This window comes from Nocardioides sp. Soil796 (assembly GCF_001429525.1).
Lineage (GTDB): Bacteria > Actinomycetota > Actinomycetes > Propionibacteriales > Nocardioidaceae > Nocardioides.
The window spans coordinates 774,325-793,903 of sequence record NZ_LMSQ01000018.1 but is presented as its reverse complement, the minus strand read 5'-3'; the positions used below and the strand labels follow the sequence as shown (position 1 = coordinate 793,903).

At 69.6% G+C, this 19,579-nt stretch carries 20 protein-coding genes; 13 read left to right on the top strand and 7 right to left on the bottom strand.

Features of this window, described 5'->3' with window-relative positions; genetic code table 11:
• Positions 1–62: 62 nt before the first annotated feature.
• Positions 63–647, top strand: coding sequence for a dihydrofolate reductase family protein (locus tag ASH02_RS15165; protein WP_235529962.1), 585 nt, complete (start codon positions 63–65; stop codon positions 645–647).
• On the opposite strand, the gene mftR is transcribed toward ASH02_RS15165, so the two are convergent.
• Entirely contained in the window at positions 637–1,230 is a 594-nt protein-coding gene (mftR, locus tag ASH02_RS15160) for a mycofactocin system transcriptional regulator (RefSeq protein WP_056688424.1), read from the bottom strand. The genes ASH02_RS15165 and mftR overlap by 11 nt on opposite strands.
• 103 nt (positions 1,231–1,333) lie before the next feature.
• Between mftR and mftA the strand changes: the two genes are divergently transcribed.
• The 7 genes from mftA to mftF all read left to right on the top strand — a co-directional run bounded on the left by mftA (position 1,334) and on the right by mftF (position 7,291).
• Positions 1,334–1,432 carry a mycofactocin precursor MftA gene (mftA, locus tag ASH02_RS25675; protein ID WP_156388536.1) on the top strand — a complete coding sequence of 33 codons (99 nt, stop codon included), beginning with the start codon at positions 1,334–1,336 and terminating at the stop codon, positions 1,430–1,432.
• Positions 1,433–1,436: 4 nt separating this feature from the next.
• Positions 1,437–1,781: a mycofactocin biosynthesis chaperone MftB gene (gene mftB / locus ASH02_RS15155; RefSeq protein ID WP_082564151.1), complete on the top strand. Its 345-nt coding sequence runs from the start codon at positions 1,437–1,439 to the stop codon at positions 1,779–1,781.
• Entirely contained in the window at positions 1,778–3,022 is a 1,245-nt protein-coding gene (mftC, locus tag ASH02_RS15150) for a mycofactocin radical SAM maturase (RefSeq protein WP_056688421.1), read from the top strand. The genes mftB and mftC overlap by 4 nt, the downstream gene beginning before the upstream one ends.
• Positions 3,023–3,111: 89 nt before the next feature.
• Positions 3,112–4,305: a pre-mycofactocin synthase MftD gene (gene mftD / locus ASH02_RS15145; protein ID WP_056688419.1), complete on the top strand. Its 1,194-nt coding sequence runs from the start codon at positions 3,112–3,114 to the stop codon at positions 4,303–4,305.
• 9 nt (positions 4,306–4,314) lie between these two features.
• Complete coding sequence (mftE, locus tag ASH02_RS15140; protein ID WP_056688416.1) at positions 4,315–5,025, top strand: mycofactocin biosynthesis peptidyl-dipeptidase MftE; 711 nt, start codon at positions 4,315–4,317, stop codon at positions 5,023–5,025.
• The gene (locus tag ASH02_RS15135; protein ID WP_056688413.1) at positions 5,022–5,816 is read left to right on the top strand and encodes a mycofactocin-coupled SDR family oxidoreductase; all 795 of its coding nucleotides are present in this window, start codon (positions 5,022–5,024) and stop codon (positions 5,814–5,816) included. Before mftE ends, ASH02_RS15135 begins: the two co-directional genes overlap by 4 nt.
• Before the next feature lie 77 nt (positions 5,817–5,893).
• Positions 5,894–7,291 carry a mycofactocin biosynthesis glycosyltransferase MftF gene (gene mftF / locus ASH02_RS15130; RefSeq protein WP_056688410.1) on the top strand — a complete coding sequence of 466 codons (1,398 nt, stop codon included), beginning with the start codon at positions 5,894–5,896 and terminating at the stop codon, positions 7,289–7,291.
• A 284-nt stretch (positions 7,292–7,575) separates the two neighbouring features.
• Here the strand turns inward: mftF and cysN are convergent, their stop codons facing one another.
• From cysN to ASH02_RS15115, 3 genes are all read right to left on the bottom strand, one after another.
• Positions 7,576–8,865 (bottom strand): sulfate adenylyltransferase subunit CysN, encoded by a 1,290-nt coding sequence (cysN, locus tag ASH02_RS15125; RefSeq protein WP_082564150.1) that lies wholly within the window; start codon positions 8,863–8,865, stop codon positions 7,576–7,578.
• Positions 8,865–9,794, bottom strand: coding sequence for a sulfate adenylyltransferase subunit CysD (cysD, locus tag ASH02_RS15120; protein ID WP_056688407.1), 930 nt, complete (start codon positions 9,792–9,794; stop codon positions 8,865–8,867). The genes cysN and cysD overlap by 1 nt, the downstream gene beginning before the upstream one ends.
• 67 nt (positions 9,795–9,861) lie before the next feature.
• Positions 9,862–10,827 (bottom strand): sulfite exporter TauE/SafE family protein, encoded by a 966-nt coding sequence (locus tag ASH02_RS15115; RefSeq protein ID WP_056688404.1) that lies wholly within the window; start codon positions 10,825–10,827, stop codon positions 9,862–9,864.
• Positions 10,828–11,050: 223 nt separating this feature from the next.
• On the opposite strand from ASH02_RS15115, the gene ASH02_RS15110 reads away from it, so the two are divergent.
• From ASH02_RS15110 to ASH02_RS15095, 4 genes are all read left to right on the top strand, one after another.
• Complete coding sequence (locus ASH02_RS15110) at positions 11,051–11,788, top strand: tyrosine-protein phosphatase (RefSeq protein WP_057295007.1); 738 nt, start codon at positions 11,051–11,053, stop codon at positions 11,786–11,788.
• A 70-nt stretch (positions 11,789–11,858) separates the two neighbouring features.
• Positions 11,859–13,514, top strand: coding sequence for an AMP-binding protein (locus ASH02_RS15105; RefSeq protein WP_056688399.1), 1,656 nt, complete (start codon positions 11,859–11,861; stop codon positions 13,512–13,514).
• Entirely contained in the window at positions 13,511–14,845 is a 1,335-nt protein-coding gene (locus tag ASH02_RS15100) for a PucR family transcriptional regulator (RefSeq protein ID WP_056688396.1), read from the top strand. The genes ASH02_RS15105 and ASH02_RS15100 overlap by 4 nt, the downstream gene beginning before the upstream one ends.
• Before the next feature lie 40 nt (positions 14,846–14,885).
• Positions 14,886–15,869 carry an NADPH:quinone oxidoreductase family protein gene (locus ASH02_RS15095; protein ID WP_056688391.1) on the top strand — a complete coding sequence of 328 codons (984 nt, stop codon included), beginning with the start codon at positions 14,886–14,888 and terminating at the stop codon, positions 15,867–15,869.
• A 15-nt stretch (positions 15,870–15,884) separates the two neighbouring features.
• Here ASH02_RS15095 and ASH02_RS15090 read toward each other — a convergent pair whose 3' ends face one another.
• Positions 15,885–16,682, bottom strand: a complete 798-nt coding sequence (locus ASH02_RS15090) for an SDR family NAD(P)-dependent oxidoreductase (RefSeq protein ID WP_056688388.1) — start codon at positions 16,680–16,682, stop codon at positions 15,885–15,887.
• A gap of 123 nt (positions 16,683–16,805) precedes the next feature.
• Here ASH02_RS15090 and ASH02_RS15085 point away from each other — a divergent pair, with 123 nt between their 5' ends.
• Positions 16,806–17,894 carry a phosphotransferase family protein gene (locus tag ASH02_RS15085; RefSeq protein ID WP_056688383.1) on the top strand — a complete coding sequence of 363 codons (1,089 nt, stop codon included), beginning with the start codon at positions 16,806–16,808 and terminating at the stop codon, positions 17,892–17,894.
• An 88-nt stretch (positions 17,895–17,982) separates the two neighbouring features.
• On the opposite strand, the gene ASH02_RS15080 is transcribed toward ASH02_RS15085, so the two are convergent.
• Positions 17,983–18,963 (bottom strand): NADPH:quinone oxidoreductase family protein, encoded by a 981-nt coding sequence (locus tag ASH02_RS15080; RefSeq protein WP_056688380.1) that lies wholly within the window; start codon positions 18,961–18,963, stop codon positions 17,983–17,985.
• Between the two features lie 41 nt (positions 18,964–19,004).
• Positions 19,005–19,469, bottom strand: a complete 465-nt coding sequence (locus ASH02_RS15075) for a MaoC family dehydratase (protein ID WP_056688379.1) — start codon at positions 19,467–19,469, stop codon at positions 19,005–19,007.
• Positions 19,470–19,579 lie beyond the last annotated feature (110 nt).

The window sequence follows — 19,579 nt, the reverse complement described above, 5'->3', positions numbered from 1 at the left end:
GGTCTGTCACCGACGACGACCTGCTCGCGTTGTACGCCGCGCCGTCCGCGCCGTGGCTACGCGTGAACTTCGTCAGCACCGTCGACGGCGCGGCGACCGGAAGCGACGGACGCAGCGGCTCCATCAACAACGATGCGGACGGCCGGGTCTTCCACCTGCTGCGCAAGCTGTGCGACGCGGTCATCGTCGGCGCCGGCACCGCCCGCGCCGAGAACTACCGCCCTTCCGACAAGCCGGTCGTCGTGGTCAGCCTCAGCGGTCAGGTGCCTGACCTGTTGCGCGAGGCCGAGCCCGGTCGCGTCCTGATGGCCACCGTCTCGACGGCCCCCGGCCTCGCGGATGCCCGGTCGCTGCTGGGTGAGGACAACGTGCTCGTGCTGGGTGAGGAACGAGTTGATCTCGCCGCACTCAAGGATTCCCTTGCTGGGCGCGGGTTCCGGGACATGCTCTGCGAAGGCGGACCCCACCTCTTCGACGGACTGCTCGCCTCCGGTGTCGCCGACGAGCTGTGCGCCACCCAGATCCCGCGCCTCGTCGGTGGCACGCACACCCGCATCACCGCAGGCCTCACCCTCGACGTACCCCTTGAGCTGGCGCTGCTCCTCGAGGAGGACGGCACGCTGCTCGGGCGCTGGTTCATCCGCTGACGTCGGAGACGTGGACTCGGAGGGCCTCGAAGGTCTCGTCGAGCAGGTCGGGCAATGAGGCCCGCTCGTCCTCGAGCCACTGCTGGTATGCCGACAGTGCGAGGGCCAGCGCGACCCGGCCGACCGTGCGTGGATGCAGGTCGTCGGGCGACAGGCCGCGCCGCTCGGCGACGTACGACGCGATCACGCCGCGCCAGGCGGCATGGCGCAGTGCCGCGTGTGCCTGCAGTGCCGGCGTCTCCATCAGCAGCCGCATGCGGCGTCGGTGTTGGACCACCGCATCGGGGTCGACGAAGTTGAACGCCTTGACCGACTCCTGGACCGCTTCGGCGACGGGGAGGTCGGCCGGCATCTCGCGCAGGTGCTCGGCGAGGCTCTCGAGGCTCTCGTCGAACCGACCCCATGGGATGTCGTTCTTCGAGGGGTAGTAGCGGAAGAGCGTGCGCCGGCTGACGGCCGCGGCCGCCGCGATCTCGTCGACGGTGGTGTTCTCGAAGCCCTGCTCGTCGAAGAGCCGGAAGGCCACCTCCTCGATCCGGGCGTGACTTGTCGCGGGAGGACGACCCGGCCCTGTCTTCTGCACGGGGCGAACCTACCCGCTCGGACAGGATTTCCGAGACGCCCTTCCATTTCGCACCTGAGTGCCATTAATGTGTGGGCCACGTCATACGAGCCGAGGAGGAACCATGCAGAACCCGGAGAACACCACCGCCGACACTGACGAGCTCACTGCCGAGATGCTGGTCGAGGAAGTCTCGATCGACGGCATGTGCGGCGTGTACTGAGCCGATGTCAGTCACCGCACCAGCGCCCGTCCTCGAGACCGCGCCCGACGCCCTGCCCGAAGCCGGGGTCGGGGTCCGTCTCGAGGACGGGTGGCGGCTCAACCCCCGGGTCGCGCTGCGTCCCGAACCGTTCGGCGCCCTGGCCTACCACTTCGGCAACCGACGCCTGTCCTTCCTGCGCCGACCCGAGCTGGTCACCGTCGTACGCGCACTCGCCGCGGCACCCGACGTACGCACAGCCCTGCGTGAGTCGGGCGTGCCCGAAGAGCAGTTCACGGCGTACGTCGGCGCACTGTCCACGCTCGCCGAATCCGACATGATCCACCCCCGCAAGGAGGGTCAGCGATGACCATCACCGCACCACGCCCGCAGGCACCCCGACCGCAGGGCGGCACCCTGGTCGACCAGTTCGAGCTCGGCCTCGACGCGCCGATCTGCCTGACCTGGGAGCTCACCTACGCCTGCAACCTCGCGTGCGCGCACTGCCTCTCCAGCAGTGGCACCCGCGACCCGCGCGAGCTGACCACCGAGCAGTGCGAGGCGGTGATCGACGAGCTGCAGCGCATGCAGGTGTTCTACGTGAACATCGGCGGCGGCGAGCCCACGATCCGTCCCGACTTCTGGCACCTCCTGCAGTACGCCGTCGACCATCAGGTGGGCGTGAAGTTCTCCACCAACGGCGTGCGGCTCAACCCCGAACGGGCCCGCTTCCTGGCCTCCACCGACTACGTCGACGTGCAGATCTCGCTCGACGGCGCGACCGCCGAGGTCAACGACTACGTCCGTGGCCCCGGCTCCTACGACACCGCGATCCTGGCCCTGAAGAACCTCCAGGAAGCCGGCTTCAAGGACGCCAAGATCTCCGTGGTCTGCACCCGGGAGAACATCAGCCAGCTCGACGAGTTCAAGGCGATCGCCGACCACTACGGCGCCACGCTGCGCCTCACCCGCCTGCGTCCCTCCGGCCGCGGGGCCGACGTGTGGGACGAGCTGCACCCGCTTCCCGAGCAGCAGCGCGAGCTCTACGACTGGTTGATGGCCAACGGTGAGGACGTGCTCACCGGAGACTCCTTCTTCCACCTCGCCGCATTCGGCGAGGCACTGCCCGGCCTCAACCTCTGCGGCGCCGGACGCGTGGTCTGCCTGATCGACCCGATCGGAGACGTCTACGCCTGCCCGTTCGCGATCCACGACAACTTCCTGGCCGGCAACCTGCTCGCCGACGGTGGTTTCGCAGAAGTCTGGCAGACCTCCGAGCTGTTCCAGGACCTGCGCGCGCCGCAGACCTCCGGGGCCTGCACGAAGTGCGAGTTCTTCGACTCCTGCCGTGGTGGTTGCATGGCTGCGAAGTTCTTCACCGGTCTGCCGATGGACGGTCCGGACCCCGAGTGCGTGCAGGGGTACGGCGAGTCCGCGCTGGCTGCTGATCGCAGCATTCCCGCCGCCAGTCAGGACCACTCGCGGGCCACTCCGGGACGCAACCAGCCGGTGATGCTCACGCTCGGGAAGCGACCCACCGACTTCACGCCGCCCACGTCGGCGCCGGTCTCTGCGTGCGCGGAGAACCCGCTGGCCGGCTTCACTCCTTGATCTGTCCGGTGCGCTCGGTCTGGCCGGCTGGCCGGGCAGAGCCCATTGCCTGATCCAGATCCACCAGCTCCTTCGAGAGGTTTCCTCCCATGTCCAAGAACCCCTGGGCCCAGAATCCCTGGTTCGAGTCCGTCGCGATCGCCCAGCAGCGCGCGAAGAAGCGGCTCCCGAAGTCGGTCTACGGCGCACTCGTCGCCGGGTCCGAACGAGGCCAGAGCATTGCCGACAACGAGGCCGCGTTCCGCGAGCTCGGACTCGCACCGCACGTCGCCGGCCAGCGCCCCGAACGTGCGATGGCCACCAGTGTCATGGGCATCGACATTTCCCTGCCGGTGATCATGTCGCCCACCGGCGTACAAGCCGTGCACCCCGACGGTGAGGTCGCGGTGGCCAGGGCCGCGGCAGCGCGCGGCACGGTGATCGGGCTGAGCAACTTCGCCAGCCGATCGGTCGAGGACGTCGTGGAGGCCAACCCCAACACGTTCTTCCAGATGTACTGGACCGGTGACCGCGAGGTGATGGTCCAGCGCATGGAGCGTGCCCGCGCAGCTGGCGCCAAGGGCCTGATCGCCACCCTGGACTGGTCTTTCTCGATGGGACGTGACTGGGGCAGCCCTGAGATCCCCGAGAAGATCGACTTCAAGTCGGCATTGCGGCTGGCTCCCGAGGTGGCGCGCCGTCCCCGGTGGGCGTGGCAGTTCGCCAAGGAACGCAACATCCCGGACCTGACCGCGCCGAACCTGGCCGCGCCCGGGGAGAGCAAGGGCCCGACGTTCTTCGCCGCCTACTACGAGTGGATGACCACGCCGCCGCCCACCTGGGAGGACGTCGAGTGGATGGCGAAGGAGTGGGGTGGCCCGTTCATGCTCAAGGGCGTGTGCCGCCTCGACGACGCCAAGCGGGCGCGCGACCTCGGCGTCACCGCGATCTCGGTCTCCAACCACGGCGGCAACAACCTCGACGGCACCCCCGCCCCGATCCGGGTCCTTCCCGGCATCGCCGAAGCGGTCGGCGACGACATCGAGGTGGTGCTGGACGGCGGCATCCGGCGCGGCAGCGACGTCGTGAAGGCGCTGGCCCTGGGCGCCCGTGCGGTGATGATCGGTCGCGCCTACCTGTGGGGCCTGGGCGCCAACGGCCAGGCCGGCGTGGAGAACGTCCTCGACCTCCTGCGCAGCGGCATCGACAGCGCCCTGCTCGGCATGGGGCACTCCTCGATCGACCAGCTCAGCCCCGCCGACCTCGTCATCCCCGAGGGCTTCGAACGTCGGCTCGGGGAGTAGGTCCCGCTCATGACTCCGCTGGCCCGGGCGCACTGGCCGACCCTGGCCGCCGACTGCCATGTGCTGGTGCCGATCGGGTCGACCGAGCAGCACGGGCCGCACCTGGGCATGGGCACGGACACGGCGATCGCAGTCGCCGTCACCGACCGGCTGGCCGCACGCATCGGTGGTACGGCGTACGTCGCGCCACCGATCGCTTTCGGCGCATCGGGCGAGCACAAGGGCTTTCCCGGCCTCATGTCGATCGGCAACGAGGCCCTGGAGCTCATGTTGGTCGAGCTGGTCCGGTCGATGCGCGACTGGGCTGGAGAGGTCACGTTCGTCAACGCCCATGGGGGAAACCTCACCGCATTGACTGCCGCCGTCGCCCGGATGCGCACGGAGGGGCACAACGTGCGGTGGCTGCCGTGTGCCACCGAGGAGGTTGATCTGCACGCCGGCCACGTCGAGACTTCGATCATGCTGCACCTTGATCCCGCCGCCGTCGACATGGGTGCCGCCGAGGTCGGTGACACACGCGCGTTGGCCGACGTACTCCCCACGCTGATGGCTCAGGGCGTGATCGGGGTGAGTGCGAACGGCGTCCTGGGTGACCCGACCACTGCCACTGCGGCGGAGGGGGAGCGGCTGCTCGAGCAGATCGTCGAGAAGGCACTCCGACGCCTGGCCTCGGGTGCGGTTGACGAACGCGGCTGCCTGGTCGCGGGGAGCCGGCCGTGACCGGCACCGAACGAGTCGTCCTGGTCACCGGCGCCGCCCGGGGGATCGGCGCGGCCACTGTGGCGGAGCTGCTCGACACCGGCCACCGGGTGATCGCGATCGACTCCTGCCGCGGCGCCGACAGCGGGCTGTCCTACCCCTTGGCGACGCGTGAGGACCTCGCCGCCGTCGCCCGACTCGACCCCGCGCGTGTCGAGGCGATCGAGGCCGACGTCGCCGACGAGGCCTCCGTGCGGCAGGCGGTCGCGGCCGGGGTGGATCGCTTCGGCCGCCTCGACGCAGTGGTCGCGGCCGCCGGTGTCATCGCCGGCGGCGCGCCGCTGTGGGAGACGCCGGTCGAAGACCTTCAGACCCAGTGGAGCGTCAACGCACTCGGCGTGTGGCACACCGCCGCCGCCTGCGTGCCGGTGCTGCTGGCCCAGCCCGACCCGTCGGACTGCCGGTTCGTCGCCGTCGTCTCCGCCGCCGGGAGCCGTGGGCTGTTCCACCTGGCCGCCTACAACGCGTCGAAGCACGCGGCACTCGGGATCATCCGCGGGTTGGCTGCCGACCTGGTCGGCACCGGCGTCACCGCGGTCGCGGTCTCGCCCGGCTCCACCGACACCGCGATGCTGGCCGCCACCGCAGGCATCTACGGGCTCACCGACCCGGCAGAGCTCGCCGAGTCCCAGCTGATCAAGCGGACCATCGAGCCGGCGGAGATGGCCGCGACGATCGCGTTCTGCTGTTCACCGGCCGGCGGTGTGCTCAACGGCTCGGTGGTCGCCGCCGACGGCGGATTCTCGGGGTGAGCCCGGTGCCGCCGACCTTGGCCGCGCCGCAGCGAGTGCCGCGCCCGCCGCTTCTCCCCGAGGGCGCACGATTGCGGATGAACCCCCACGTCCGGCAGTACGACGGCGGACGCGTCCTGGTCGGTGGCAGCCCCGGTCGACTGATGCGGTTGTCCGCGAAGGCGGTGACCTTGCTCGACGGGGATGAGCTCGCAGTGTCGTCCGTGACCGCCGTACTGGCTGAGCGGCTCCTCGACGCGGGCATGATGGACCCGGTCGCGGCGACGCTGCCCACTCCTTCCCTGGACGAGCTGTCGGTCGTGGTGCCGGTGCGCGATCGCCCCCGACAGCTCGACCGCCTGCTCGGCGCCCTGCCCCGCGACGTACACGTCCTGGTGGTGGACGACGCCTCGAAGCGGCCCGACCTGGTGGCAGCCACGGCGAAGAAGCACGGCGCCGAGGTCGTGGCGTTGTCGGTGAACGTGGGCCCGGCTGCCGCGCGGAACCGTGGGTTCGCGGCGAGCCGTACGCCGTACGTCGCGTTCGTCGACTCCGATGTGGTGCCCGATCCCGGGACGTTCGACGTGCTGCTGCGCCACTTCGCCGATCCCGGGTTGGCGTTGGTCGCGCCGCGGATCCTGGGACTGCAGTCCGAGACGGCTCGATCGCGCGGCACGGTCGACGTGCTGGATCGCTACGAGGCGGCGATGTCGTCCCTCGACCGTGGCCCGGACCCCGCGCTGGTGCGACCGATGAGCCGAGTGGCATGGCTGCCCAGCGCGTGTGTCGTCGTACGACGGACTGCGCTGGCGGCCTGTGACGGATTCTCCGAGGAGATGCGGGTCGGGGAGGACGTCGACCTGGTCTGGCGGCTCGCCTCGTCGGGCCACCGGGTCCGCTACGAGCCGGGGGTCTCGGTGCAGCACGAGCACCGGGTCTCTCCCCGTTCCTGGCTGGTCCGCAAGGCGGTCTACGGCACGAGCGCGGCGCCCTTGGCCGAGCGCCACGGACCCGCCGTAGCGCCCGCGGTCTTCACCCCATGGACGGTGGCGTTCGCCGCGGCCGTGGTCGCCCAACGCCGCTGGAGCCTGCCCGTCGCCGGAGCCGTCTGGGCGCTCGCCGCCGGCCGCCTCGTGCAGCGGTGCCGCCCCACGACCGGGCAGGGCATCGCTTGGCCGGCCACCACGCAGCTCGCCGCCCGACTGTCGTACGACGGGGCGTCGTCCTCGCTCCAGCAGGTCGGCGCGCTGGCCCTGCGTCACTGGTGGCCCGTCGTGCTTCCCGCGGCACTGGTGTCGTCGCGGGTCCGTCGTGTCGTCGCGGTGGCCGCTGTCGCGGATGCGGCCCACGAGTGGCGGCGTACCCGACCCGACCTGGACCCCGTGAACTTTCTGGTGGCGCGGCGCCTCGACGACCTGGCCTACGGCGCCGGGGTCTGGTCGGGAGCGTTCCGGGCGCGGTCGGCCCGGGCGTTGCTGCCGAGGCTCACGCGCTGAGGCAACCAGGCCGTCGAAGCGGACCGTTGAACATGCAGTTCGCGACGCGCCGTACGCCGGTGAGCGTGCGTCGTACGACGAGAAGGCCGAACTGCATGTTGCACGGTCCACTCGGCGCAGCCCGAACTGGCGACGGGTCGATCGGAACTGGCGACGGGTCGGTGGAAAGCAGAGACCCGCTCGTCCCTCACGGGGCGAGCGGGTCTCTGGTGCCTTGGTTTCGAGACGGTCGCAGAGCGACCTCCTCAACCAGCGCGGGTCGCGGCGAACCGCAACCAGCGATTTCAGCTGGCGTTGTTGATCATGCCGGCGCCGACGGTGACGCCGGTGGCCTCGTCGATGAGGATGAACGAGCCGGTGGCGCGGTTCTTGGAGTAGGGGTCGCACAGCAGTGGCACGGTGGTGCGCAGCTGGACGCGGCCGATCTCGTTGAGTCCGAGCTCCTTGGTGTCCTGGTCGCGGTGCAGGGTGTTGACGTCGAGGCGGTACTGGACGTCCTTGACCATGGCGCGGCCGGTGCGGGTGGTGTGCTTGATGGCGAGCTTCTGGCGGGGGCGCAGGGGCTCGTTGGTCATCCAGCAGACCATCGCGTCGATGTCCTGGGAGGGCTTGGGTGCGTTGTTGACCCGGGCGATCATGTCGCCGCGTGAGACGTCGACGTCGTCCTCGAGGCGCACGGTGACCGACATCGGCGGGAAGGCCTGGTCGATCTCGGTGTCGAAGAGGTCGATGGCCGCGATCTTCGAGGTCATCCCCGAGGGGAGCACGACGACCTCGTCGCCCTTCTTCAGCACGCCGCCGGCGACCATGCCGGCGTACCCGCGGTAGTCGTGGAAGTCGTCGGACTTGGGGCGTACGACGTACTGCACGGGGAAGCGGACGTCGACCAGGTCGCGGTCGGAGGCGACGTGGACGTGCTCGAGGTGGTGCATGAGCGTGGGACCGGAGTACCACGGCATCTTCTCGGAGCGGGTCACCACGTTGTCGCCCTGCAACGCCGAGATCGGGATGATCTCCAGGTCGGGGATGTTCAGCTTGGTCGCGAAGGAGGTGAACTCCTTGTGGATCTTCTCGTAGATCTCCTCGTCGAAGTCGACCAGGTCCATCTTGTTCACCGCGAGCACGAGGTGCGGCACCCGCAGCAGGGAGAGGATCACCGCGTGGCGGCGCGACTGCTCGGTGAGGCCCTGACGGGCATCGACCAGCACCAGGCCCAGGTCGGCGGTGGAGGCACCGGTGACCATGTTGCGGGTGTACTGCACGTGGCCGGGGGTGTCGGCGATGATGAACTTGCGGTTCGGCGTCGCGAAGTAGCGGTAGGCGACATCGATGGTGATGCCCTGCTCGCGCTCGGAACGCAGTCCGTCGGTCAGCAGCGCCAGGTCGGTGTAGTCGTAGCCCTTGGACTGGCTGGTGGACTCCACCGCCTCGAGCTGGTCCTCGAAGATCGACTTCGAGTCCAGCAGCAGGCGACCGATCAGGGTCGACTTGCCGTCGTCGACCGAACCGGCGGTGGCGAACCTCAGCAGGTCCATGTCGGGGTTGATCGCGTGACTGGTGGTCTGCTCGGCCATCAGAAGTAACCTTCCTTCTTGCGGTCTTCCATGGCTGCCTCGGAGAAGCGGTCGTCACCACGGGTGGCGCCACGCTCGGTGACCCGGGCGATGGCGATCTCGTCGATGATCTCGGCGGTCGTCGCCGCGGGGGACTCCACGCAACCGGTCAGCGTCATGTCGCCGACGGTGCGGAAGCGGACCGTCTTCTCGACGATCGTCTCGTTGCCCTTCGGCTGTACGGCGTCGCTCGCGGAGAGCAGCATGCCGTCGCGCTCGATGACCTGGCGCTGGTGCGAGAAGTAGATCGACGGGATCTCGATCTGCTCGCGGTCGATGTAGTGCCAGATGTCGAGCTCGGTCCAGTTGGACAGCGGGAAGATCCGCATGTGCTCGCCCTCGTGGATGCGGCCGTTGTAGAGGCTCCACAGCTCGGGGCGCTGCATCTTGGGGTCCCACTGGCCGAACTCGTCACGGTGGGAGTAGACGCGCTCCTTGGCGCGGGCCTTCTCCTCGTCACGGCGGCCACCACCGAAGGCGGCAGTGAAGCCCTCCTCCTCGATGGCGTTGAGCAGGGTGCCGATCTGCATGCGGTTGCGGCTGGTCTTGCCGTCGTCGACGATGACGCCGTTCTTGATCGCGTCGTCGACGCTGGCGACCACCATGCGCACACCCAGGCGGTTCACCCAGTTGTCACGGGTGGCCAGCACCTCGGGGAAGTCGAACCCCGTGTCGACCTGAAGCATCGGGAACGGGATCTTCGCGGGGTAGAACGCCTTCTCCGCCAGGCGGAGCATGACGATCGAGTCCTTGCCCCCGGAGAACATCAGCACCGGCTTCTCGAACTCCGACGCCACCTCCCGGAAGATGTGGATGGACTCCGCCTCCAGCTGGTCGAGCTGACTCAGCTGGTAGTCGGCGTGAGTCGCGGCCTTGACCGGCTCTGCCATTTGTTTGGGACCTCTCCTCTTGGAACAGCAGCCGTCATCGTATCGGTCTGCTGCGCGCGAGTCTCTTTCAGTCGCGGTTTGTGGGCTTGGTGGTGGTTTGGGCTGTGGTGTCCGGCACACGCCAGGCGCCGGAGTTGTTGTCGAACGCCGGCAGTCCGCGGGTCTGGCGCACGAAGCCCCAGGCCAGCGGACCGAGCAGAAGGAGGGCGGCACCGATGATGCCGACCAGCTCCGGAGAGACGCCGAGCAGCTTGAGCCCGGTCAGGCTCAGCACGATCACGATGCCGCGCCGGATCACCGACTGGCTGACCCAGTGGGCGATGCGGGCGCCGAGGAAGGTGCCGGGGATGCCGCCGATCAGCAGCGGGATCAGGATCTCCCAGTCGACCCCGGAGACCAGCACGTGGCCGATCGCCGCGGCCAGCACCAGCGGGACCGCCTGCACCAGGTCGGTGCCGACCAGCTTCACCGCGCTCAGCGTCGGGTAGAGCAGCAGCAGCGCCACCATGATCAGGGAACCGGAGCCGACCGAGGTGATGCCGACCAGCAGGCCGCCGAACATGCCGACCAGCAGTGTCGGGACCGGCTTGATCTCGATCTGCTCGGACGGAGCCTCGTTGCCACTGGTGACCTGGCGCAGCTGGATGTACATCCGGAAGGTGTACGTCGCCGCGGTGAAGAGCAGTGCGCAGCCGATCGCGGTCTTGACGAACTCCTCCTGCTCGTGGGCCGCGCCGAAGTGGTCGATGATGAACGCCCCGGCGAAGGCGAACGGCACCGACCCGATGATGAGGTAGGCCGCGAGCTTGAGGTTCGGGCTCCCGTGGCGCCAGTGCACTCCGGCACCGACGGACTTGGTCACCGACGCGCTGACCAGGTCGTTGGCGACCGCAGCAGTCGGGTTGATGCCCAGGAAGATCAGGGCGGGTGTCATCAGGGCGCCGCCGCCCATGCCGGTCAGGCCGACGACGATGCCCACTCCGAAGGAGACGAAGAGGACCGCGAGCGCGGCGGTGGTGAACACGTCAGGCATGTAGGCAGTCCCATAGTCGAGTGAGCCGATAGGTCTAGACGGCTCCAGTGAGCGTAATAGGTGGAACCGATCATGACGCAATCCCGCCGCTGACTGGGACTCTCCCGGAATCTTCTGTGTCGGGGTCGCCTCGAGGCCTGATGAGCCGTGCCGCTGTGGCGACCGACACCGGCCCGGAAGCCGACGGTTGTGGCGGCTGTCCCGGGCCGTCGAGCATGCGGGCATGAGTGCTTCCGAGTCACTGCCCGTGGACCGCATCCGATCGGTGGAGGGTTCGCACAACGTGCGGGACCTGGGCGGGCTGGTCGCCGCCGACGGCCGGAAGGTGCGGCGGGGCCGTATCTTCCGCAGCGACTACCCGGGCTTCGCCGACGTCGCCGGCGGTGAAGGAGTGCGTGCGCTCGGGCTGCGGTCGGTCGTTGACCTGCGCCGTCGTGCGGAGGCCGACCTCGAGCTGGTGTCGTGGGCCGACCACGGCGTGGAACATCACCGCATTCCGCTCTCCGCAGGGGGCGCGTCGTCCTGGCACGCGAAGTACCACGCCTACCTCACGCACCGGCCCGAGACCGTGGTGCTGGCCGTACGCCGCGTGATGGACGTCGGTGCGCATCCGGTGCTCTTCCACTGCGCCGCCGGCAAGGACCGCACGGGCGCTGTCGCGGCGCTCGTCCTGTCCGTGCTCGGCGTCGACGCGGAACAGGTCGTGGCCGACTACGTGCTGACCGAGGCCGGCCTGGAGCCGGTCATGCAGCGCCTGGGCGGGATCGACTTCTACGCCGAGATGCTCGGCCAGGACGGGCTGGAGGGCCAGCGGCCGAGAGCCGAGAACATGCGCGGCTTCCTGGCCTGGCTCGATGCCGAGGGCGGAGCAGTCGCGTGGCTGCTCGCGCACGGAATCAACGCGGAGGAGATCGAGGAGTTCCGTACGGCGATGCTCGAAACTGACGAAAGCCTTGCATAAAGGGTCAGACCATTCTAATCTGCGACATGAGTGATCGTCACCTCACCCCGGCCCGAAAGAGGAACACGTCATGGCTGCCCTGAAGAACGTCCACGATCGGTACACGGATGAAGAGATCGCGTCCTACTACGAAGCGGGCTTCTGGCAGCGGACGAGCTTCAACGCGTTGGTCGCACAGCAGGTCGAGGAGCGCCCCGACTCCACGTTCGTGTTCGACAGCACCAGCTCCTTCACGTTCCGCGAGTTCGGCGAGCGGGCCCTCCGCCTGGCCGCCGGCCTGCACCGCGCCGGCGTACGGAAGGGCGAGCGGGTCGGCGTCCAGCTGCCGAACTGGACGGAGTTCGCGGTCGTCGCCGCGGCACTCTCCCGGATCGGCGCGATCGTCGTGCCGATCATGCCGATCTACCGCGACGACGAGGTCGGCTACGTGCTGCAGCACTCGGGCGCTGCTGTCGCGATCACCTGCGGCGAGGTGCGCGGCTTCAATCACGCCGAGATGTTCGCCGAGCTGGCCAAGGAATGCCCCGACCTGCGTGCGACGTACATCGCCCGGGCGGACGCCGACCTGGCCCCCGCGCTCGGCTCCCCCCTCGACGGCCTGGTCGCCGACGGTGACCTCGACGCCCTCGAGGCAGAGATCGGCCCCGACAGCAACCCCGACGACGGATTCCTGATCGTCTACACCTCGGGTACGACGTCGCGCCCCAAGGGCTGCTTCCACACCTTCAACACGCTGCGGGCCAGCGCCGCGGCGATCGCGAAGAGCCTCGACTACAGCGCCGACGACGTGCAGTTCGGGCCGTCGCCGATCACTCACAGCACCGGGTTGGTCACCAGCGTCGTCCTGCCCCTGCTGGCGGGAGCCCAGTCCTGCCTCATGGAGGCCTGGGACCCGGTGGAGGCGCTGCGCCTGATTGAGCAGCACGGCTGCACCACGGCGGTCACCGCCACCCCGTTCCTGCAGATGCTGATGGGCGCCTACGACGCCGACAAGCACGACGCCAGCAGCCTGCGCCGCTGGGTGTGCGCGGGTTCGCCGATCCCCGGTTCCGTGGTCGAGAAGGCCGGCGCCCTCTTCGCCGGATGCCAGACCCTGAGCCTCTACGGCCGGTCCGAGAACTTCCTCACCACGATGTGCACCGTCCATGACCCCGCCGAGAGGTCGGCGACCTCCGACGGCTCGGCCCTCGAGGGTGCTGCCATCCACGTCGTCGACGTCGCTGGCAACGAGGTCCCGCGGGGCGACGAGGGGGACATCGCCTACAAGGGCCCCAGTCACATGATCGAGTACTTCCGCAACGACGAGGAGACGGCGGCGCTCTTCACGTCCGACGGCTTCTCCCGCTCCGGGGACCTTGGCAGGATGGACGCCGACGGCTTCGTGCGGGTGACCGGCCGACTCAAGGACATCGTGATCCGTGGCGGCATGAACATCAGTGCCCGCGAGCTCGAGGACCACCTCCTCGCCCACCCCCAGATCGCCAACGTGGCCGTGGTCGGGATGCCCGACGAACGACTCGGCGAGAAGGTCTGCGTGTACGTCGTCCCGGCCGACCCCGACGGCGAGATCACCCTCGACGACGTCGTCGGTCACCTGAAGGACCACAAGGTCGCCACGCAGAAGCTGCCCGAGCGGCTCGAGATCGTGCAGGCGATGCCGATGACCGCGACCGGGAAGATCCAGAAGCACGTGCTGCGCGCGGACATCGCGAAGAAGCTGTCATGACCGCCGCGCACCAGCTGCCCGAGCCCTCGGACCTGCTGCGCCGACACGAGGAGCTGCAGCGCCGACACGCGGTCGAGCTCAAGCTCAGTGCGGTGGCGGCAGCCGGTGGAGGCATCGCAGCGCTGGTGCACACCGTCGCGGAGCTCACCGCCAACCCCATCTGGCTGATGGACACTCGCCGCCGTGTGGTCGCCCGCTCCGCGCGGGTGCGCGGCTCCGACTTCCGGCCGCCCGAGCTCGACCTGCTCCTGGCCCGCAACGGCCCGACGGATCTCTCCTCGCCCGAGCCCCTGTTGGTGTCCGCGGAGCCGGCCCGTGGCATCGCCCGGCGCCACCTGATGGTGCCGGTGGCACGGGACGGCTGCCTCTTCGCGTGGCTCGTCGTGGCAGAGGTGTCCGGCCGGCTCGGGCACAACGACCAGCTCCTCGCCAAGCGGGCTGCCTTCCACCTCGCCAGCGAGTACGTCGTCCAGCGCCGGGTCGCCCGCGCCTCCTGGAATGCCCGCTCGGCCCTGGCCCGGCAGCTGGTGCGCGGTTCGACGCGCGAGGACGACCTCGCTGACGCGGCGGAGTACCTCGGCGTGCAGGCCGACGCCGACCGGGTTCTGGTCTACATCGCCGAGGGGATCGGGACGGAGCCGCGCGACGAGGAGATGATCTCCGACCGGGTCGCGGCACGACTCGGCGTCGAGGTGCTCGCCAGCCGTGGCCGCGAGGGCACGATCCTGCTCATCGAGGCGCCCGAGGCGTCGGCGCACGTTGCCTTCGTGCACGAGGTCAAGGGCGTCATGCGGCTCCTGATGGCCGAGCTCGGCGAGCCCGACGCGATCGTCGGACTCTCCGGCGTGACCCGGGCCGGCGCCTTCCAGCGCGCCTACCGGGAGACCCGCGAGGTCGTCCTCTGCGTCGACCGCTTCGCCACGTCGGGTGAGCGGGTGATCGCCGTCGACGACCTCGGGCCCGCCCGCCTCTTCGTGGCCAACAGCGACGTCGGCGCCGTCCGGCGCTACGTGCACGACGTGCTCGGAGCCCTCCTGACCGGAGCCCCGGGCACCGCCGACCTGCTCCGCACCCTCCAGTGCTTCTTCGACACCGGGCGGAGCGTCCGGGAGTCCGCGGCCCGTCTCGGCATCCACGAGAACACCGTGCGGCTGCGCCTGGCGAAGGTGCACGACCTCACCGGCCTCGAGGTCGCCGCCGATGCCAACCACCAGCTCAGCGCGCAGACGGCGCTGCTGGTCCTCCGACTGGAGGGCCACCCCGCGATCCCGCCCTTCGAGGAGCGGCACGCTCCCGCCCTCAAGAAGACACAGACGGAGAACACCGCATGACGCGACGAGCACTGGTCGCCCGCCCCGGAGCCGCCTGCTGATGCGCGGCGTCGTCATCCCCGCCACCACCGGACCGGACGCCGCCATGCTGCGTGACGACGTACCCGAGCCGACCGGGGCACACCCGTGGGCCGAGGGCGAGCGCCTGCTGGTCGACGTACGCGCCGCTGGCGTCAACTTCCCCGACGTCCTGCAGAGCAAGGGGCTCTACCAGCACGGTACCGAGACGCCCTACGTCACTGGCGGCGAGTACGCCGGCGTCGTCCTCGAGGCGCCGGAGTCCTCACGGTTCCGTCCGGGCGACCGGGTGGCCGGGCTCAGTGTGTGGGGCGCGATGGCGGAGCGGGTGCTCGGCATCCCGCGCTACACGGTCCGCCTTCCCGCCCACATGGACTGGGCGGAGGGGGCCGCGTTCTTCCTCAACTACGCCACCGCGTGGTTCACCCTGCATCGCGCCGGCTTCACCGAAGGCGAGTCCGTGCTGGTGCACGGAGCCGCCGGCGGTGTCGGTACGGCGACCCTCGATCTCCTGCGGGGCAAGGCGAAACCGTCGATTGCGGTGGTGTCGAGCGATGCCAAGGAAGAGGTCGCCCGTGCCTGCGGGGCCGACCACGTGTTGCGCAGCACGGAACCATGGGCGGCCCGGGTCCGCGAGCTGACCGGTCACGGTGTGGCGGTGGTGGTCGACCCGGTCGGCGGTGACCGCTTCGTCGACTCGTTGCGGGCTCTGGACGTGGGCGGTCGGCTGATGGTGGTGGGTTTCGCCGAGGGGTCCATCCCAGAGGTGAAGGTCAACCGGCTGCTGCTGCGCAACCTGAGCGTCCTCGGCGTCGCACTCGACCCGTGGGAGAAGCGCTTCCCGGGCTACGCGCCCGAGCTCGTGGCCGGCCTCGAGGCAGCGGCCGAGGACGGCAGGGTGCGCCCGTTCATCGGAGACCGACTGCCCTTCGACCGGGCCGCTGAGGCGCTGGGCATCCTCGACCGGCGTGAGGCGCGCGGCAAGGTCGTCGTCGAGTTCCCCTGAACGCGTCTCTGCGGGTCAGAAGAGCAGCACGCCGCCGTCCACCGGCACGCCGACGCCGGTGATGTACGACGACGCCGGGCTGGCCAGGAAGACCGCCGTACTGGCGATCTCGACAGGATCGCCCAGGCGTCCGCCCGGGACTCGTGCCTTGATGATCTTGGCCTGGTAGTTGGGGCTGTAGTCGGCCGTCGCCTCGGTGAGGAAGACACCGGGCAGGATCGCGTTGACCCGGATGCCCTTCTCTCCCCATTGTGCAGCGAGGTCCCGGGTCATGCCGAGGACGCCGGCCTTGGCCGCGCTGTAGCCGGCGGCCGGCATCTTGGCGGTGGTCACGGCCATCACGCTGGAGAGGTTCACCACGGCGCTGCCCGCGGGCATCACGCGCCCGGCCGCCTGCGCCATCCAGTAGGAGCCCATCAGGTTCACGTCGACGACATGGCGGAAGTGGTCCGGCGGGTCCTCGGTTGCGGCGTGGTACTCCCCGCCGATGCCGGCGTTGTTGACCAGCACGTCGCAGCCACCGAGCTGTTCGACGGCGGCCTCGACCAGGCGGTTGCAGTCGTCGACCTTGGTCACGTCGGTCTCGACCGCGACACAGCGCCGGCCCAGTTCTTCCACCAGTGCGCGGGTCTCCTCGAGCATCTCGACCCGTCGTGCACCGATGGCGACGTCGGCCCCGGCCGCGGCAAGGCCCTGGGCGATCGCTACTCCGAGGCCGCTGGAGGCGCCGGTGACGACGGCCACCTTGCCGTCGAGGCGGAACCGGTCCGACCAGGTGGACGCGGCGATTTCCTGTGATGTCTGGGGGAGCATGCTCCCGTTGTACGCCGATCCGGCCGTCCGCCACGACGCCCGCGGGCCGGGCTGGTGTGGGCACCTCCATCCGGAGCTGGTGTGCCTGTTGCCGGAGGCCTTGGCGCTGCGCACAGTGAGGGTGTGCGAGAACTCGACCCCGATGACCTCATCCAGCGTGCGACGCGCGCCGCCCGGCGTACGTCGACGACGGCCACCGTGCGCGGTCTTCGTCAGCTCGAAGGCGGGGTCTCGAGCCTGACCTACGCCTCCGAACTCCTCGACGAGAACTGCGTGCGACCGATCGTGCTCAAGGTGGCACCTCCCGACTTGGCACCGGTTCGCAACCGTGACGTGCTGCGTCAGGCGCGGGTCCTGCAGCAGCTGGACGGCCTGGCCGGCTTCCCCGTGCCCGGCGTGCTCTTCGAGGACGGCGGCGACCCGCCCGGCGTACCCCCGTTGTTCGCGATGGAGCTGCTGCCGGGCGACTCCTACGAGCCGATGCTCGACGTGTCGGACACCCCGCCCTTGCCCGAGGTGGCTGCGGAGAGGATGCGGGTCGCGGCCCGCGCCCTGGCCCGGATGCAGAGTGTTTCGCCGCAGGCACTGGGTGTGGGTGACGAGCCGGTCTCGCCGGTCACTGAGGAGCTGGACAGGTGGCAGCGACTCTTCGCGACCGTGGACCCCGACATCGGTGCCGGCCACGAGAAGCTCCACGCCAGGTTGGCCGAACGTACGCCGGAGGGCATCGATCCGCGGCTTCTCCACGGCGACTACCGGGTGGCGAACATGCTGTTCACCGACTCCGGACTCGAAGCCGTCATCGACTGGGAGATCTGGTCCGTCGGCGACCCACGCTCCGACCTGGCCTGGTTGCTCATGCACGTCGAGCCCGCCCAGGTCTTCCACGAGCACCGGTCGCAGGCCGATCGGGCCGCGGGCTCGCAGATGCCCTCGCAGCAGGAGCTGATCGACGTGTACGCCGCCGCGCGACGCGAGCTCGGCGCCTCCGAGGAGGAGGTCAGGGCGGCGACATCAGAGCTCGACTGGTTCCTGGGGGTCTGTCACTACAAGACCGCCTCCACGATCGCGGTGATCTGGAAGCGCGAGCGCAAGCGGGAGAGCCCGGACCCGAAGCTCGAGGTGGCGGCCCGGCACCTCGGCGAAGTACTGGACGCCGGACATCGGGTCCTCGACCAACGGAACCGACGCAGTTCCTCGCTGGTCGAGTAGCCGGCGAGGAACGAGTCGGCGTATCGAGACCGTCGTGCTGGCTGGGTCTCGATACGCTCGCTGGCNCTCGACCACCGAGAGTGCCGGGTCAGGGGATGGTGACGACGACCTTGCCGACGGCGGTGCGGTCCTCCAGTGCGGCCAAGGCATCGGACGCCTTCTCCATCGGATAGCTCGCGCCGATCTCGGGGGTGAGCTGGCCGGCGTCGAGCAGCTCCTGGACGCCCAGGCGCACGCGGTCCAGGGTGCCGGGGTGCTCGGTCTCCATCACGTCCATCGTGATGCCGGTGACGGTCAGGTTGCGCAGCAGCAGACGGTTCATCTTGAGCGACGGGATCGACCCGCCGGCGAACCCGACGATCACGCCGCGGCCGCCGATCCTCAGCGACCGGACGACATCGAGGAAGCCGTCGCCGCCGACCATGTCGACGAACACCTGGACGCCACCGCCGGTGAGCTCGCGGACCTCCTCCAGCCAACCCTCGTCCGTGCGGACGACGTGCGTGGCGCCGGCGGCCTTGGCGGTCGCGGCCTTGGTGTCACTGGAGACCAGGCCGACGGAGTCGATGCCGGCGATCCGGCACAGGTCCAGGACGCAGGTGCCCACGCCACCGGCAGCGCCGGTGACCAGCACGGTCTCGCCGGCCTTCGCGCCGGCGCGATCCAGGGCGTACCAGGCGGTCGCGTAGTTCATGTAGATGCCGGCGCCCTCCTCGTAGGACATCCCGTCGGGCAGTCGCACCAGGAAGTCGTCGATCGCCAGCGCCTGCTCGGCCATCGCGCCCTGCCACACGATCCCGGCGACCCGGTCGCCGGGCTTCACCCACGAGTCCTCGGGCGCCTCGAGCACCAGCCCGGACAGCTCCGAGCCGCAGACGTACGGCGCCTCGACGCCGGCCTGGTACTTCCCGCGGGTCTGCAACGGATCGATGAAGGAGAGGCCCACCGCGTGGACCTCCACCAGCACCCGCCGTCCGTCGGCCCGCCGGTGGGCGCCCTCGGGTGCCGGGACCTCACGAACCACGGCGGACTGGGGCCCGTCCAGGGTCTCGACGACTACTGCGCGCATCTCTTGCTCCTCGGGTCTGGCGAATCTGGTGGCGAATCAGGTCAGTCGAAGTAGGCGAAGACGGACTCGGCGACGCAGACCGGCTTCTCCTGCCCCTCGATCTCGAACGTCTGGAGCGTGCGGAACTTCGACCCGCCCTCGAGAGGCTCCACCGCGAGCAGCTCCTGGGTCATCCGCACTCGGGACCCGAGCTTGACCGGAGAGGTGAAACGGACCTTCTCGTAGCCGTAGTTGAGGGCCAGCGAGTGGCCGTTCATCTCGAAGATCTCGTACTGGAACTTCGGCCCGAGCGAGAGTGTGTAGAGCCCGTGCGCGATGTTCGTGCCGAACGGTGACTCGGCGCCCCGCTGGGGGTCGACGTGGATCCGCTCCCAGTCCTCGGTGGCGTCGGCGAAGCCCTGGATGCGCTCCCGCGTGACCTCGAACCACTCCGTGGTGCCGAGCACCTGCCCCTCCAGGGCACGGAGCTCGTCGACGCTGTTCATCACTTTCGTCTCTGTCTTCATGGCCCCATGGAACCCCGGCAGGCGAACCGCGGCGACCCGTCGTACGCCGACCGGTAGAGATCTCGACACCGCCCGGCTCGCACGAACGGTCCTGCGGAGAGCGACCGACC

What these genes read in the sequence shown, in the direction of transcription:
- mftA (WP_156388536.1), top strand. Translation starts at nt 1,334, where the DNA reads ATGCAGAACCCGGAGAACACCACCGCCGACACTGACGAGCTCACTGCC.
- mftB (WP_082564151.1), top strand. Translation starts at nt 1,437, where the DNA reads ATGTCAGTCACCGCACCAGCGCCCGTCCTCGAGACCGCGCCCGACGCC.
- mftC (WP_056688421.1), top strand. Translation starts at nt 1,778, where the DNA reads ATGACCATCACCGCACCACGCCCGCAGGCACCCCGACCGCAGGGCGGC.
- mftD (WP_056688419.1), top strand. Translation starts at nt 3,112, where the DNA reads ATGTCCAAGAACCCCTGGGCCCAGAATCCCTGGTTCGAGTCCGTCGCG.
- mftE (WP_056688416.1), top strand. Translation starts at nt 4,315, where the DNA reads ATGACTCCGCTGGCCCGGGCGCACTGGCCGACCCTGGCCGCCGACTGC.
- mftF (WP_056688410.1), top strand. Translation starts at nt 5,894, where the DNA reads ATGAACCCCCACGTCCGGCAGTACGACGGCGGACGCGTCCTGGTCGGT.
- cysN (WP_082564150.1), bottom strand. Translation starts at nt 8,865, where the DNA reads ATGGCCGAGCAGACCACCAGTCACGCGATCAACCCCGACATGGACCTG.
- cysD (WP_056688407.1), bottom strand. Translation starts at nt 9,794, where the DNA reads ATGGCAGAGCCGGTCAAGGCCGCGACTCACGCCGACTACCAGCTGAGT.
- ASH02_RS15115 (WP_056688404.1), bottom strand. Translation starts at nt 10,827, where the DNA reads ATGCCTGACGTGTTCACCACCGCCGCGCTCGCGGTCCTCTTCGTCTCC.
- ASH02_RS15110 (WP_057295007.1), top strand. Translation starts at nt 11,051, where the DNA reads ATGAGTGCTTCCGAGTCACTGCCCGTGGACCGCATCCGATCGGTGGAG.
- ASH02_RS15105 (WP_056688399.1), top strand. Translation starts at nt 11,859, where the DNA reads ATGGCTGCCCTGAAGAACGTCCACGATCGGTACACGGATGAAGAGATC.
- ASH02_RS15100 (WP_056688396.1), top strand. Translation starts at nt 13,511, where the DNA reads ATGACCGCCGCGCACCAGCTGCCCGAGCCCTCGGACCTGCTGCGCCGA.
- ASH02_RS15095 (WP_056688391.1), top strand. Translation starts at nt 14,886, where the DNA reads ATGCGCGGCGTCGTCATCCCCGCCACCACCGGACCGGACGCCGCCATG.
- ASH02_RS15090 (WP_056688388.1), bottom strand. Translation starts at nt 16,682, where the DNA reads ATGCTCCCCCAGACATCACAGGAAATCGCCGCGTCCACCTGGTCGGAC.
- ASH02_RS15080 (WP_056688380.1), bottom strand. Translation starts at nt 18,963, where the DNA reads ATGCGCGCAGTAGTCGTCGAGACCCTGGACGGGCCCCAGTCCGCCGTG.
- ASH02_RS15075 (WP_056688379.1), bottom strand. Translation starts at nt 19,469, where the DNA reads ATGAAGACAGAGACGAAAGTGATGAACAGCGTCGACGAGCTCCGTGCC.